The organism is Kitasatospora phosalacinea (assembly GCF_030268885.1).
GTDB lineage: Bacteria > Actinomycetota > Actinomycetes > Streptomycetales > Streptomycetaceae > Kitasatospora > Kitasatospora phosalacinea_C.
The window spans coordinates 182,282-196,039 of the sequence record NZ_BSSA01000015.1; the positions used below are offsets into that span (position 1 = coordinate 182,282).

13 protein-coding genes are annotated in these 13,758 nt (G+C 72.4%); 8 read left to right on the forward strand and 5 right to left on the reverse strand.

The genetic code is table 11. The features are described 5' to 3' along the window. Positions 1 to 65: 65 nt before the first annotated feature. Positions 66 to 611, reverse strand: coding sequence for an isochorismatase family protein (locus QSK52_RS22100; RefSeq protein WP_285737857.1), 546 nt, complete (start codon positions 609 to 611; stop codon positions 66 to 68). Between the two features lie 49 nt (positions 612 to 660). Between QSK52_RS22100 and QSK52_RS22105 the strand changes: the two genes are divergently transcribed. Together QSK52_RS22105 and QSK52_RS22110 are read left to right on the forward strand one after the other, a co-directional pair. Next, on the forward strand, positions 661 to 1,149 hold the full coding sequence (locus QSK52_RS22105; RefSeq protein ID WP_285737858.1) for a MarR family winged helix-turn-helix transcriptional regulator: 489 nt from the start codon (positions 661 to 663) through the stop codon (positions 1,147 to 1,149). A gap of 129 nt (positions 1,150 to 1,278) precedes the next feature. Further along, positions 1,279 to 1,599 carry a putative quinol monooxygenase gene (locus tag QSK52_RS22110; RefSeq protein WP_285737859.1) on the forward strand — a complete coding sequence of 107 codons (321 nt, stop codon included), beginning with the start codon at positions 1,279 to 1,281 and terminating at the stop codon, positions 1,597 to 1,599. A gap of 132 nt (positions 1,600 to 1,731) precedes the next feature. Here QSK52_RS22110 and QSK52_RS22115 read toward each other — a convergent pair whose 3' ends face one another. Together QSK52_RS22115 and QSK52_RS22120 are read right to left on the reverse strand one after the other, a co-directional pair. Beyond that, positions 1,732 to 2,439, reverse strand: a complete 708-nt coding sequence (locus tag QSK52_RS22115) for a response regulator (protein ID WP_285737860.1) — start codon at positions 2,437 to 2,439, stop codon at positions 1,732 to 1,734. After that, a complete protein-coding gene (locus tag QSK52_RS22120; protein WP_285737861.1) occupies positions 2,436 to 3,647 on the reverse strand; it encodes a sensor histidine kinase in 1,212 nt (403 codons plus the stop codon). Before QSK52_RS22120 ends, QSK52_RS22115 begins: the two co-directional genes overlap by 4 nt. Before the next feature lie 138 nt (positions 3,648 to 3,785). Here QSK52_RS22120 and QSK52_RS22125 point away from each other — a divergent pair, with 138 nt between their 5' ends. Next, complete coding sequence (locus tag QSK52_RS22125; protein WP_285737862.1) at positions 3,786 to 4,526, forward strand: ABC transporter ATP-binding protein; 741 nt, start codon at positions 3,786 to 3,788, stop codon at positions 4,524 to 4,526. Then, positions 4,523 to 6,889: an ABC transporter permease gene (locus tag QSK52_RS22130; protein WP_285737863.1), complete on the forward strand. Its 2,367-nt coding sequence runs from the start codon at positions 4,523 to 4,525 to the stop codon at positions 6,887 to 6,889. Before QSK52_RS22125 ends, QSK52_RS22130 begins: the two co-directional genes overlap by 4 nt. A 74-nt stretch (positions 6,890 to 6,963) precedes the next feature. On the opposite strand, the gene QSK52_RS22135 is transcribed toward QSK52_RS22130, so the two are convergent. Continuing rightward, entirely contained in the window at positions 6,964 to 7,311 is a 348-nt protein-coding gene (locus QSK52_RS22135; protein ID WP_285737864.1) for a LamG-like jellyroll fold domain-containing protein, read from the reverse strand. 68 nt (positions 7,312 to 7,379) lie between these two features. Here QSK52_RS22135 and QSK52_RS22140 point away from each other — a divergent pair, with 68 nt between their 5' ends. Beyond that, positions 7,380 to 7,895: a hypothetical protein gene (locus QSK52_RS22140; protein WP_285737865.1), complete on the forward strand. Its 516-nt coding sequence runs from the start codon at positions 7,380 to 7,382 to the stop codon at positions 7,893 to 7,895. Between the two features lie 220 nt (positions 7,896 to 8,115). Then, on the forward strand, positions 8,116 to 8,532 hold the full coding sequence (locus QSK52_RS22145) for a hypothetical protein (RefSeq protein WP_285737866.1): 417 nt from the start codon (positions 8,116 to 8,118) through the stop codon (positions 8,530 to 8,532). A 146-nt stretch (positions 8,533 to 8,678) separates the two neighbouring features. Here QSK52_RS22145 and dnaE read toward each other — a convergent pair whose 3' ends face one another. Beyond that, a complete protein-coding gene (gene dnaE / locus QSK52_RS22150; RefSeq protein ID WP_285737867.1) occupies positions 8,679 to 12,230 on the reverse strand; it encodes a DNA polymerase III subunit alpha in 3,552 nt (1,183 codons plus the stop codon). A 361-nt stretch (positions 12,231 to 12,591) separates the two neighbouring features. Between dnaE and QSK52_RS22155 the strand changes: the two genes are divergently transcribed. Together QSK52_RS22155 and QSK52_RS22160 are read left to right on the forward strand one after the other, a co-directional pair. After that, on the forward strand, positions 12,592 to 13,239 hold the full coding sequence (locus tag QSK52_RS22155) for a DUF4232 domain-containing protein (protein WP_285737868.1): 648 nt from the start codon (positions 12,592 to 12,594) through the stop codon (positions 13,237 to 13,239). A gap of 335 nt (positions 13,240 to 13,574) precedes the next feature. Further along, positions 13,575 to 13,758 (forward strand): transposase (locus QSK52_RS22160; protein WP_285737869.1); only part of this gene is annotated, 184 nt, incomplete at its 3' end.

Genomic DNA, 13,758 nt, shown 5'->3' on the forward strand with positions numbered 1-13,758 from the left:
GTCACCGACCGGTAAGGAACCGGCGGGCCTCGGCGGATCCCACCGGCCTTGCCCGCCGGGGGCGTTCAGGCCGTCAGGCCGTGCAGCGCGGTGATGACCTCGCGGCCGGTCGGGTCGGTGAAGTCGCGCACCATGTCGGTGGCGAAGCTCGCCACCGAGGTCACGGTGCCGCCCGCCGCCCGGATCTGTTCGAAGGCCGCGTCCTCCGTGCGCTGCGACAGGCCGCCGCCCGCGTCGACCAGGACGATCACCCGGTAGCCGTCGGCCAGGGCGTCCAGCGCGGTGTGCAGGACCACGATCTCCGAGGCCACGCCGCACAGGGCCAGGGTGGTGCGGCCGTGGGCGGCGACCTGGCGACGCCAGGCCGGGTCGTCCCAGCAGCACGGGCCGCTGCGCACGAACGGCGTCGCGTCGGGGAGTTCGGCGATGACGCCGGGTCCGCCGGGCCGGGGGGCGACCGACACGGTGAACGGGAGGTCCAGCGCCCGGGCGATCCGGCCGAGCACCCCGGCGGAGCGCCGGACGGTGTCCGGGGCGTTGGTGCGGCTCAGCGCCACGATGCTGTCCTGCAGGTCGGCGAAGACGAGTTGGACGGTGCGGGGATCGAGCACGGTTATCACTCCAAATCATTCATGGCCAGAACGGTTTGGCGAAGGTAGCATGCTCCTCGTGAACGACGTCAAGTGGGTCGAGACGCTCAGCTTCCGGTTCGGCGTCCTGGGTGCGCTGATCGCCGACCGGTACGCGCAGGCGCTGGCCGAGCACGGCCTCAAGCTCAAGCACGTCGGCCTGCTGGGCGCCCTCGACACGGCGCCGGGCGCCTCGCAGTTGGAGATCGCCAAGCTGATGCGGGTGGCGCCCAGCCTGGTGGTCTCCCTCGCCGACCACCTGGAGGCCGCGGGCGCGATCGAGCGGCTGCGCGACCCGGCCGACCGCCGCCGCCAGGTCCTGAGCCTCACCGACCGCGGCCGCGACCTCCTCGCCCGGTGCACCGCCCGGGCGCTCGCCCTCGACGCGGAGCTCACCGAGGGCCTCACCCCCGCCCAACGGGCCGCCCTCACCGCGGCGTTCGACCGCCTGGCCGCCGCCCACGGCCTCCCGGTCCGCGAGCGGCCGGTCCGCGAGCAGCCGGACGCGGACCCCCGGTAGCCACCCGGCAGTCGTCCGGCAGTCACCCGGTAGCCACCGGCCCAGGACGCGAAATCGCCGACCCGTCGGGCCGGTTGGGCCTGCGGAGGGTAGCTTGGGTGCGGACGGAACCGGCGAAGGGGTGGACGCATGTCCAGCGCGACCATGTTCAGCGTCTACGGGCGGATGACCGCCCTGCCCGGGCGGCGCGAGGAGCTGATCGCCCTGCTCCACGAAGGGTTCCGGGCCAGCAGTGACGGCGGGCTGCTGACCTACACGATCAACACCGCCCCCGAGGACCCGGACACCGTCTGGCTGACCCAGCTGTGGACCGACAAGGAGGCGCACGACGCCACCACCCGCTCCGAAGCGGTCGCCGCGGTGACGCGCCGCCTCCCGCCGCTCCTGGCCGCCCGGCCCGAGGGCTCCTACGGCCACGCCGTCCACGTGCACGGCCCGACGACCGCCTGACGGGCGACCGCCCCCGCATGCGGGGGCGGCGGCGTGGGGAGACTCCCACCCGGCGGCAGGTCGGGGCCGGGCGGGAGCCCGTACGGGACGGGAACGGCCGGATCGCCCCCTGACGGGGCGTCGGCCGTGCGGTCAGCGGGGCTCCTCCACGGCGTGGCCGGGGGAGACCAGGCCGGTCTCGTAGGCGAGGACGACGGCCTGGACGCGGTCGCGCAGGGAGAGCTTGGCGAGGATGCGGGCGACGTGGGTCTTCACGGTGGCCTCGGAGAGGGTGAGGTGGGCGGCGAGTTCGGCGTTGCTCATGCCGCGGGCCATCAGTTCGAGGACCTCCTGTTCGCGGGCGGTGAGGGTGCCGAGGGCGCCGTGCCGGGCGGCCCATTCGGGGGCGGTGGTGCGGGCGGGATCCTCGCGGCGGGCGAAGCGGGAGACCAGGCGGCGGGTGATCGTGGGGGCCAGGAGGGCGTCGCCGGACTGCACGGTGCGGACGGCGGAGACCAGGTGCTCGGGGGTGACGTCCTTGAGCAGGAAGCCGCTGGCCCCGGCGCCGAGGGCGGCGTAGACGTACTGGTCGAGGTCGAAGGTGGTGAGGATGATGATGCGGGGGAGGTGCTCGCCGCCCGCGGCGAGGATCCGGCGGGTGGCCTCCAGGCCGTCCATCTCGGGCATCCGGATGTCCATCAGGACGACGTCCGGCAGGGTGCGGCGGACGGCCTGGACGGCGGCGGTGCCGGTGTCGGCCTCGGCGGCGACCTCGATGCCGTCGGCGCTCAGGATCATCCGGAACCCGGCGCGCACGAGCGCCTGGTCATCGGCGATCACGACGCGCAGGGGGGTGTTCACGGGCTCTCCAGACTGTTCAGGGGGATCGTTGCCTTGACGCGGTAGCCGCCGGTGGGCCTGGGCCCGGCGCGGAAGGTGCCGCCGTGGACCGCGACCCGCTCGCGCAGGCCGACCAGGCCCCGGCCGCTGCCGGTGGACGCGGCCCGGCCGGGGCGGCCCTCGGTGTGGGCGACGTCGACCAGCAGCTCCTGCGGGCCGTAGTCGACGCGGATCTCGGCGCGGGCGCCGACGGCGTGCTTGAGCATGTTGGTCAGTGCCTCCTGGACCAGCCGGTACGCCGTCAACTCGACTCCGGGGGGCAGGGGTTGGCGTTCGCCGGTGACGTGCAGGTCGACCTCGACGCCGCCCAGCCGCATCCGGTCGACCAGGGCGGCCAGCCCGTCCAGGCCGGGCTGCGGGGCGAGCCCGGCCCGGCCGGCCGGGTCCTCGTCGGGGCTGTCCATGGTCAGCAGGCCCATCACGTTGCGCAGGTCGGTCATCGCGGCCCGGCCGCCCGCCTCGATGGCGACCAGCGCCTCCTTCGCGGCGGCCCGGTCCCGGTCCAGGACGACCCGGGCGGCACCGGCCTGGATCACCATCACGCTGACATTGTGCGTCACCACGTCGTGCAACTCGCGCGCGATCCGGGCGCGTTCGTGCTCCACGGCCTGCCGCAGCGCCTCGATCCGGTCGAGTTCCAGGGCCCGCAGCCGGGCCTCGCCCTGCTCGGTGCGGGCCGCCCACAGGCGGTGGCCCCAGGCCGCGGCCGCGACCGGGAAGAGCAGCAGGACGCCCATCAGCCAGTTCGGGAAGTGCGGCAGCTTCGCCCGGTCGAACAGGGCGACGAGGACCGCGCAGGCGACCGGCACGGCGGCCAGCACGCCCCGCGGGTACGGGCTGTACGCCAGGGCGCTGTACAGCGTGACCACGGTGACCAGGGAGGTCACGAACAGCACGTCCGGGAACGCCCCCAGTGCCAACAGGGCGACGCAGCACGCCAGGTGGGCGGCCAGCGCGCCCAGCGGGGCCCGCCGCCGCCAGATCAGCGGCAGGGCCGCGCAGACCGCCGCCACCGCCGTGGCGACCGGGGCGGACGGGGCGTTGGGCGGGTCGAGCGCGTAGCGGAGCTCGGCCAGGACGAACGCGGCCGCGAGCACGGCGTCCAGCAGCTGTCTGCGCCGGGGGAGCGGGCCGGGCCGGGGGCCGTCCGTGCTGCTCAACCTGTACATCTCCCGACTACGTCTTGAGGATGACGGCGGCGGCCGTCGTCCGTACGCCGTACCGCACCTGCCTCCCGCGGCCGACGTGGCCGACCGCCACCCGACCCTAGCGTGGTGGACGTCGGAAAGGACTGCGAGGAGAGACAGATGACGACCGAACCCGTGATCGAGATCAGCGGTGTGACGCGGAAATTCGTGGACGGTCCGGCCGCACTGCGCGACGTCTCCCTGAGCGTGGACAAGGGGGAGGCACTGGCGATCCTCGGGCCCTCGGGCAGTGGGAAGTCGACCATGCTGAACATGATCGCCGGGCTGGACCGGCCCGACTCGGGCACCGTCACGGTCGCCGGGGTCCGGGTGGACACCCTGAACGAGGCCGGGGCGGCGCGCTACCGGCGCACCAACATCGGCATGATCTTCCAGTTCTTCCACCTCCTGGACGACCTGACGGTGCTCGACAACGTCGTGCTGCCCGCCGAGATGACGGGCACCCGGCGCGGCGAGGCCCGGCGGCGGGCGCTCGAGCTGCTGGACACGCTGGGCATCGCCAAGCACGAGAAGGCCTACCCGGGCCGGCTGTCCGGCGGCGAGCGCCAGCGCGTCGCGGTGGCCCGGGCGCTGATGAACCGCCCCGCGCTGCTGCTGGCCGACGAGCCGACCGGCGCGCTGGACTCCGCCTCCGGCGAGGAGGTCAAGGCGCTGCTGCGGGAACTGCACGCGGACGGGCAGACCCTGGTCATCGTCACCCACGACCTGACGCTGGCCGAGACCTGCGCGACCCGGACGGTGCGGATCGTGGACGGCCGGATCGCCTCCGACACCCGCCGCGGCGACGCCCTCCCGACCACCTCCTCCCCGGCCGCCCCCACGACGGCGGTGACCCGGTGAGCGCTCTCGGCACCGTGATGCGCGCGGGGGTGCGCCGCCGCCGCGTGCAGACCGTCGTCACCGGCCTGGCCGCGATGATGGCGGTGACCGCCTCGGTGCTCGGCGGCTCGCTGCTGGTGGCCTCCGACGCGCCGTTCGACCACGCCTTCGCCCGGCAGCACGGCCCGCACCTGACCGCGCAGTTCGACGCCGCGAAGGCCGACGCCGCGCAGGTCGGGGCGACCGCCCACGCCGCGGGCGTGACCGCCGCGGCCGGGCCGTTCCGGACGGTCTCCACCAACCCGAGCGGCATCCCCGGGCTCGACCTGCCGGCCGGCATGTCGCTGCCGCCGATGGCGCTGGTCGGCCGGGACGCCCAGGGCGGCCAGGTCGACCAGGTCAGCCTGACCCAGGGCCACTGGGTCTCCGGCCCCGGCCAGATCGTCGTCTCGGCGGACTACTCGGGCCCGCAGCTGTCGGTCGGCGGGAAGATCGACTTCCCGTCGGCGACCGGCGGCAGCACCGAGCTGGAGATCGTCGGCATCGCCCGCTCGGTCAGCCGCACCGCGGACGGCTGGATCGCTCCCGGCCAGGTCGACGGCCTGGACGCGAAGGGCACCAGCGCGGGCTTCCAGATGCTCTACCGCTTCTCCGCGGCGGCCACCGACGCGCAGCTCGCCGCCGACCGCGCCGCCGTCGCCGGACAGGTGCCGGACGGGGCGCTGACCGGCGCCACCAGCTGGCTGAACGTCAAGAACGGCAACAGCAAGAGCACCGGCATCTTCATCCCCTTCCTGACCGCCTTCGGTCTGCTCGGCATCGCCATGTCGGTGCTGATCGTGGGCAACGTGGTGGCGGGCGCGGTCGGCTCCGGCACCCGCCGGATCGGCATCCTGAAGGCCGTCGGCTTCACCCCCGGCCAGGTGGTGCGCACCTACATGGGCCAGGCGCTGATCCCCGCCGCGGTCGGCACCGTGGTCGGCGCGGTGGCCGGGAACCTGGCGGCCGGGGCGGTGCTCTCCGCCACCGAGCAGGTCTACAGCACCGACTCGCTGACGGTGGCGCCCTGGGTCGACGTGGCGGTGATCCTCGGCACCCTCGCGCTGGTCGCGCTGACCGCCCTGGTCTCCGCGCTGCGCGCCGGCCGCCTGCGGACCGTCGACGCGCTCGCCGTCGGCCACACCCCGCGCTTCGGTCGCGGCCAGCGGGCCGCCCGGATCGCCCGGGCGCTGCCGCTGCCCCGGGCCGTGACGATGGGCCTGGCGCGGCCGTTCGCCCGCCCGTCCCGGGCCTTCGCCATGGTCGTCGCCATCCTGTTCGGCGCCACCGCCGTCACCTTCGCCTTCGGCCTGGCCACCTCGCTGCAGCGGATCCAGGACTCCAAGCAGAGCGTCGCCGACGTGACGGTGCTGGCCGTCCCGCCGCCGATGCCGGGCGCCCCCGCCAGCAGCAACCCGAACCCGGACACCGCCGCGATGGCCGAGGCGATCGAGCAGCAGTCCGGCACCCAGCAGTACTACGGCGCCGCGCAGACCGAGATCACCGCGGCCGGCTCGACCAGCACCGTCACGGTCACCGCCTACCTCGGCGACTCCTCCTGGGCCGCCCGCCAGCTGGTCGCGGGCAACTGGTTCCACGGCCCCGGCGAGGCCGTCGCCCCGACGCCCTTCCTGACCGCCACCGGCGCCAAGGTCGGCGACACCGTGATGATCACCGACCACGGCACCACCCTGCCGGTGAAGATCACCGGCGAGGCGTTCGTCGCCGACAGCCAGGACATGCAGCTGTTCACCGACGCCGGGACGCTCACCGCAGCCGAACCCGGCCTGCACGCCGCCTACTTCCACATCAAGCTCAAGCCCGGCACCGAGACCCACTCCTACACCGACGGCCTCAACGCCGCCCTGCAGTCCACCGGCGCGGTCGCCCACGCGGGCGACGACAGCAGCGCCAGCCAGCTGGTCATCCTGCTGGACGCGCTCACCGGCCTGCTCACCCTGATGCTGGTGGTGGTCGCGGGCCTGGGCGTCCTCAACACCGTCGTCCTGGACACCCGGGAGCGGATCCGCGACCTCGGCGTGGTCAAGGCGCTCGGCATGACGCCCCGCCAGACCGTCTCCATGGTGGTCTCCTCGGTGGTGGTGATCGGCCTGGTCGGCGGCGTGGTCGGCGTCCCGCTCGGCGTGCTGCTGCAGCGGATCGTCGTCCCCGCGATGGGCGACAGCGCGGGCATCCGGCTGCCGGACACGGTCGTGGACGTCTACCACGCGCTGCCGCTGGCCCTGCTGGGCCTGGGCGGCGTGGTGATCGCGGTGCTGGGCGCGATGGTCCCGGCGGGCTGGGCCGCCAGGACCCGCACCGCGGTCGCGCTGCGCACCGAGTAGCGCCCGACCGGCACGACGAGGGCCCGGCCCCCGCGACGACCGTCGCAGGAGCCGGGCCCGATGGTGGGGACGGGTCAGCTGAGCTGGAGGGGGGCGGCGGGTGCGCCGTTGGGCAGGAGCGCGACGGAGCCCGCGGACAGGGCGGTGCCGTAGGTGCGGACGTCGCTGATGCTGCCGTTGAAGAAGTTGGCGTTCGCTCCGTTGTTCTGCCAGCGTCCGACGGCCAGCTTGCCGTTGAAGGCCGGACCGGGCTGGTGGGTGCCGGTCCCGGCCAGTGCTCCGTTCACGTAGAGGCTGATCTGGTTGCTGTCGGCGTCGTACACGGCGGTCAGGTGGGTCCAGACGCCCATCTGCACGGCTGCTGTGCTGTTGGCGTTGCTGGTGGTGTCGTACGGCCAGCCGGTGGTGTCGCCGGCGGCCATGGCGAACCGCCAGGTGCCGTTTGCTGTTCGAGGCCGCCGGATCGGCCAGGCAGCGACCGGAGTTGGGGTTGAGCAGCGAGCCGGCGAACGGGCCGGGCACCCACTTCTGGGCGACGCTGTTGTTGCAGGTCCACAGTTGGACGAGGGTGCCGTTGCCGTTGCAGGTCCACATCTGGGCCTTGGTGCCGTCGGCGGTGCCGGCGTTGCTGATGTCCAGGCACATGTTCCTGCCGTCGGCGCCCAGGACGCCGGAGACCAGCGCGGCCCGGGTCGGGGCGACGAGGTTGGCGGTGGGGGTGCAGTTGGCGTCGAAGGTGAGCCGGAAGGAGCCGATCGCTCCGGTGATGTCGTTGCGCACCCACAGGGTCGGGGTGCCGCCGACGGAGGTCGCCCCGCTGCCGGTCCCGGCCGTGACGGCGTCCAAGGCCACGGGCGAGGCCAAGTCCAAGACCTGGGTGGGCGCCGTCAACAAGCTGACCGGAGAGGTCGCGGTCACCTGCTCGGGCAGGGGAACTGCGCCGAGCCGAATATCCTGGTCGGCACCGGCTGGACCCGGGACCAGGTCCTGTTCACCAGGGCCCTGAAACGGCAGAACTTCGATGACGCCGTCGGAGCGCAGTGGCAGGACATGGAGGTCTGCCTGGTGTGCCAGGGGATGTTCGAAGGGGAGATTTTGTTGAAGGAGCCCTACTTGCACTCGAATAGGAGTGATTCGCCTTGGCCGTGAGCAGGCTCGTCCGTGCGGAGCTGGACAGGCACGAGTGGGGTGCGCTGCGGTGCGGTTGCCGGGGAACTGCGCAACACGTGCCGGACATCTTCCGCACCGTCCTCGAAGCCGAGAAGGCCCAGGACGCCGTCGGCATCTTCCTGGAGGGTCACCTCGAGGTCGAGGGGAACCTCTTCGAGGCGTCCGTCCCCGCGGTCGGTGTGATCCTGGCGGCACTCTGCGGAGAACTGTCGGACTACGCGCGGTCGCAATTGCTGCAGACGCTCTGGGTGCTGTCCTGCGGTGAATCCCACCACTCCGAGGTTCTGCACGGGAGGAGCCGCTTGGGCGACGAGTGCCGACTGCGGGCGCGGGAGGGGATCTGGCTGGTGGCCGCAGAAGGGTTCGGCCGGAACCGTGAACTGGCGGCCGACATCCTGGAGGTCGTTGACCTCAATGAGGACAGGGCCAGTTACTACGCCCGCACGTTCCCCTCGAAGCGCCGAGCGAAGTGAACGAAGTGCACCGGTGATGCGCACGGTGCGGTGCCTCCGAAAGGCCTGGAGGCACCGCACCGTTCACTCTCGTCCCCTGCCGTCGCCACCGGGCTGCCATCCGCTGCACCGCTCAGCCCGGTCGTCCAACCGCTCCTGGGGGAGGACTACACGGTGCCCTGCCAGCAGTGCGGGCCGAGGAAGGTCTTGATGTCGGAGGCCAGGCCGTTGTCGGGGTTCACGGTGAAGCCGAGCTCGTAGAGGGTGTTCTTGTCCCAGCCGGTGGTGAGCAGGCGGATGGGGACGTCGCCGGGGTGGGCGAGCAGGGTGGTCCTGAGTTCGGCGACGACGTCGGGGGTGAGGCGGCCGACGGGGGCGGTGATCTGGACGGGGGGCTTGGTGCCGAGTTCGGCGGAGGACATGTCCAGGGTGGTGATCTCCTGGCCGAAGATGCTCAGCGAGCCGTCGCGCTCGTTGAGCCGGCCGCGGACGGAGATCACGTTGTCCTCGACCATCTGGGCGGACATCAGCTGGTAGGCCGCGGGGAAGAACAGCACCTCGATGGAGCCGTCGCGGTCGGACAGGGTGATGATCGCCCAGGCGTTGCCGGCCTTGTTGATGCGCCGGTCGACGCCGGTGATCAGGCCGGAGAGCCGGACCTCGCCCTCGGTGCGGCCGGAGTTCAGCAGGTCGACGAGGGAGACGTCGCGGTTCTTGGAGAGGATGTGCTCGGCGCCGTCCAGCGGGTGGCTGGAGACGTACAGGCCGAGCATCTCCCGTTCCAGGCCGAGGAGTTGCTTGCGCGGCCACTCGCGGTCGGTGAGCTGGAAGTCCAGGCCGATGGCGGGGGTGTCGTCGCCGCCGAGCATCGCGAACAGGTCGTCCTGCCCGATCGCCTGCTGCTTCTTGACGCCGGTGACGGCGTCGATCGCGCTCTCGTGGACGGTGCTGAGCGACAGCCGGGTGTGGCCGAGCGAGTCGAAGGCGCCGGCCTTGACCAGCGAGTCGACGGTGCGCTTGTTGCAGACCACCAGCTCGACCTTGTCCAGGAAGTCGGCGAAGGAGGTGTACTTGCCCTTCGCCTCCCGGGTGGCGACCAGCGACTCGATCACCGGGACGCCGACGTTGCGCACCGCCTTGAGGCCGAAGCGGACGTCGCTGCCGACGGCGGTGAAGTCGACCACGGACTCGTTGACGTCCGGCGAGAGGATCCGGATGCCCATCGCCCGGCACTCGGCCAGGTAGACGGCCATCTTGTCCTTGTCGTCGGCGACCGAGGTGAGCAGGGCGGCCATGTACTCGGCGGGGTAGTTCGCCTTCAGGTAGGCGGTCTGGTACGAGACCAGGCCGTACGCGGCCGAGTGCGACTTGTTGAAGGCGTACCCGGCGAACGGCACCAGCACGTCCCAGACGGCCTGGATCGCCTCGTCCGAGTAGCCGCGCTCCTTGCAGCCCGCGTGGAAGGGCACGAACTCCTTCTCCAGCACCTCCTTCTTCTTCTTGCCCATCGCGCGGCGCAGCAGGTCGGCCTGGCCGAGCGAGTACCCGGCCAGCACCTGGGCGGCGCGCTGCACCTGCTCCTGGTAGACGATCAGGCCGTAGGTGGGGCCGAGGACCTCCTTGAGGGGCTCCTCCAGCTCGGGGTGGATCGGGATGATCTCCTGCTGGCCGTTCTTGCGCAGCGCGTAGTTGGTGTGCGAGTTCATGCCCATCGGGCCGGGCCGGTACAGCGCGGAGACGGCGGAGATGTCGGCGAACTCGGTGGGCTTCATCAGGCGCAGCAGGGCGCGCATCGGGCCGCCGTCGAGCTGGAAGACGCCGAGGGTGTCGCCGCGGGCGAGCAGCTGGTAGGTGGTGGGGTCGTCGATCGGGATGCTGTCGATGTCGACGTCGACGCCCCGGTTGGCCTTCACGATCTTGATGCAGTGGTCGATGATGCCCAGGTTCCGCAGGCCCAGGAAGTCCATCTTGATCAGGCCCATGGCTTCGCACGACGGGTAGTCGAAGCCGGTGATGATGGTGCCGTCCTTGTCCCGCATGTGCAGCGGGATCAGGTCGAGCAGCGGCGTCGAGGAGAGGATCACCGCGGCCGCGTGCACGCCGGTGCCGCGGATCAGGCCCTCGATGCCCAGGCCGGTGTCGATGATCTTCTTGACGTCCGGCTCGTTCTCGTACAGCGAGCGGATCTCGGTGCCCTCGTTGTACCGCGGGTGCTTCTCGTTGAAGAGGTCCGCCAGCGGGACGCCCTTGCCCATCACGTCCGGCGGCATCGCCTTGGTGATCCGGTCGCCCATCGAGAACGGGTAGCCGAGGATCCGGTTGGCGTCCTTCACGGCCGCCTTGGCCTTGATGGTGCCGAAGGTGTTGACCTGCGCGGTGTACGCGGAGCCGTACTTCTCGGTGACGTAGCGCACCATCTGGTCGCGCTGGCGGTCGTCGAAGTCGATGTCGACGTCCGGCGGGTTGATGCGCTCCGGGTTGAGGAAGCGCTCGAACAGCAGGTCGTGCTCCAGCGGGTCGAGCTGGGTGATGCCGGTCAGGTAGGCGACCATCGAACCGGCCGCCGAGCCGCGGCCCGGGCCGACCGGGATGCCGTTGTCGCGCCCGTACTGGCAGATGTCGGCGACCACGAGGAAGTACGCGTCGAACCCCATCGGGGTGATCACGCCCATCTCCAGCTCGACCCGGTCCAGCACCTCCTGGCTCGGGTTGTCGCCGTAGCGGTGCTGCAGGCCCGCGGCGATCTTCTTGCGCAGGAAGGACGCCTGGGTCTCGCCCTCGGGCACGTCGAACTGCGGCATCCGGTCGACGTAGGTGAAGACCTCCTCGTACGACTCGATCCGCTCGGCGATCGCCAGCGTGTTGTCGCACGCCTCCGGGAGCTCGCGGAACAGTTCGCGCATCTCCTCCGCGGTCTTCACGTAGTAGCCCGAGCCGTTGAACTTGAACCGGTTCGGGTCGTCCTTGTTCTTGCCCACGCCGACGCACAGCAGGCTGTCGTGCGCGTCCGCCTGGTCGGCCGTCACGTAGTGCGAGTCGTTGGTGGCCAGCAGCGGGATGCCCAACTGCTTGGCCAGGCGCAGCAGGTCGGCCCGGACGTCCTGCTCGATGGACAGGCCGTGGTCCATCAGCTCCAGGAAGTAGTTCTCCTTCCCGAAGATGTCCTGGTACGCGGCGGCCGCCTTCACCGCCTCCTCGTACTGGCCCAGCCGCAGCCGGGTCTGCACCTCCCCGGACGGGCAGCCGGTGGTCGCGATGATGCCGCCCGCGTTGGCGGCGATCAGCTCCCGGTCCATCCGGGGCTTCATGTAGTAGCCCTCCATCGACGCGAGCGAGGAGAGCTTGAACAGGTTGCGCAGCCCGGTCGCGTTCTGCGCCCACATCGTCATGTGGGTGTAGCGGCCGCCGCCGGAGACGTCCTTGCCGCCCTCGCCGTCCGCGCCGGTCGGGCGCTGGCCGCCCGGCGACCAGAACACCTGCTTCTTCTCGAACCGCGAACCCGGCGCCACGTACGCCTCGATGCCGATGATCGGCTTCACCGCGGTCTTCGCGGCCGCGTGGAAGAACTCGTACGCGCCGAACATGTTGCCGTGGTCGCTCATCGCGATGGCGGGCATGCCCTGTCTCTCCGCCTCGGCGAACAGCTTCCCGTTCTTCGCGGCGCCGTCCAGCATCGAGTACTCGGTGTGGACGTGCAGGTGGGCGAAGCTGTCGGACACGGTGGGTGCGCTCCTCGCGGCGGGACGGACGGAAGACCCCACCCTAGTGCGGCGGCGGCGCGGCGGGGACGAGGACGGGGGAGGCCGCGGTCAACGGCGTCCGTGTCACGGGTCCGTCCCGGCGGGCGGCGCGGACGGCGGACGGGGCGCGGCGGGGTGCGGCGGGGCGCGCGGCGGCGTTCGCGCCGGTCGGCGGTGGGGTGCGGCCCGGGCGGGGGGAGGGGTGCGCGGCCCGGTCTGTCACAGCACTGTCCTGGGCCGGGGCGCGGTGCAACGGTTCGGCCGGGCGGACGGTCCTGCACTCCGTAGACCCGCTCGCACCGAGCGACCGGCACCGCCGTCCCACCCGGAGGAGAACCCCGTGCGCGCCCGCTCCCTCGCCCTCACCACCCTGGCCGTCGCGGCCGCCCTCACGCTCACCGCCTGCCAGGACGACGGCACGGACACCGCCCAGGGCGCCCCGAGCACCGCGGCCACCGCCCCGAAGAGCGCCGCCGCCGCCCCGAGTACGGCGGCCCCGGTCGCCGCGCCGCCCGGCACCGCCGCCCCGGCCGGGACCACCGGCGGGGCCCGGGCCGGGGCCGGGAAGGCCGCCAAGTGCCGCACCGCCGACCTGACCATCACCGCCGCGGACGCCACCGTCACCGGCGACGCCGAGCGCACCGTCGCGGTCCAGCTGAAGAACCACAGCGGCAAGGAGTGCACGATCGCCGGGTACGCGGGCGTCGACCTGCAGACCTCGGCGGGCGCGCTGTCCGCCCAGCGCTCCGGCGAGCCGGTCGTCGCGGCGGTCCTGCAGGCCGGCAAGTCCACCTACTTCGGCATCAGCTACCCGGCCAACACCTCGGGCGGCTCCGGCGTCCGGATCACCGGCCTGGTGGTGACCCCGCCGGACGAGACCCACTCCGTCACCCTGGCCTGGCCGGGCGCCGGTTCGCTGCCCGTCACGGACGGCAGCGGCTCCCAGGTGAGGATCGGCCCGATGGGGAGCGCCGGCCAGGGCGGGTGACGACCGGAGCGGGCGAGGGCCGGGGCGGGTGAGGGCCGGGGCGGGTGAGGGCCGGGCCTCCCGGCCCCGTCGGGAACGGCCGCCGCCGTCAGGACGCGCTCGCGGGGCCCGCCCGCCGTCGACGGGACCGCGGCGAGCTCCCGGCCCCGGTCGACCGCGGTGCGGAAGGGGAGCCCGTTCGACAGCGCGAGGCGCACCGTCGTCCGGGCCCGGACCGTGCTGCGCACGCGCCGGTGCCCCTCGTCCCGCCCGTCCGGCCCTCAGAAAGTGTGGGGTAATTGATCAACTGCGTGGCGTGATCGCTGGGGGTGGTCGTCGCGGTCGAGATGTCCGCGATGATCGCCGCCATGTGTGTCTGCGCGTGCAAGCCGTCCTACGAGTCGTCTCTGACGGATGGTCAGTGGGCTGTGATCGAGCCGCTGTTGCCGCGGCGTGATCCGCGCAAGGCGGGCCGACCGTTGAAGTTTTCGCGTCGGCTGGTCGTGGACACCGTGCTGTACGTGCTGGTCAGTGGTTGCG

What these genes read in the sequence shown, in the direction of transcription:
- QSK52_RS22110 (WP_285737859.1), top strand. Translation starts at nt 1,279, where the DNA reads ATGTCCAGCGCGACCATGTTCAGCGTCTACGGGCGGATGACCGCCCTG.
- QSK52_RS22105 (WP_285737858.1), top strand. Translation starts at nt 661, where the DNA reads ATGCTCCTCGTGAACGACGTCAAGTGGGTCGAGACGCTCAGCTTCCGG.
- QSK52_RS22120 (WP_285737861.1), bottom strand. Translation starts at nt 3,647, where the DNA reads ATGTACAGGTTGAGCAGCACGGACGGCCCCCGGCCCGGCCCGCTCCCC.
- QSK52_RS22125 (WP_285737862.1), top strand. Translation starts at nt 3,786, where the DNA reads ATGACGACCGAACCCGTGATCGAGATCAGCGGTGTGACGCGGAAATTC.
- QSK52_RS22135 (WP_285737864.1), bottom strand. Translation starts at nt 7,311, where the DNA reads ATGGCCGCCGGCGACACCACCGGCTGGCCGTACGACACCACCAGCAAC.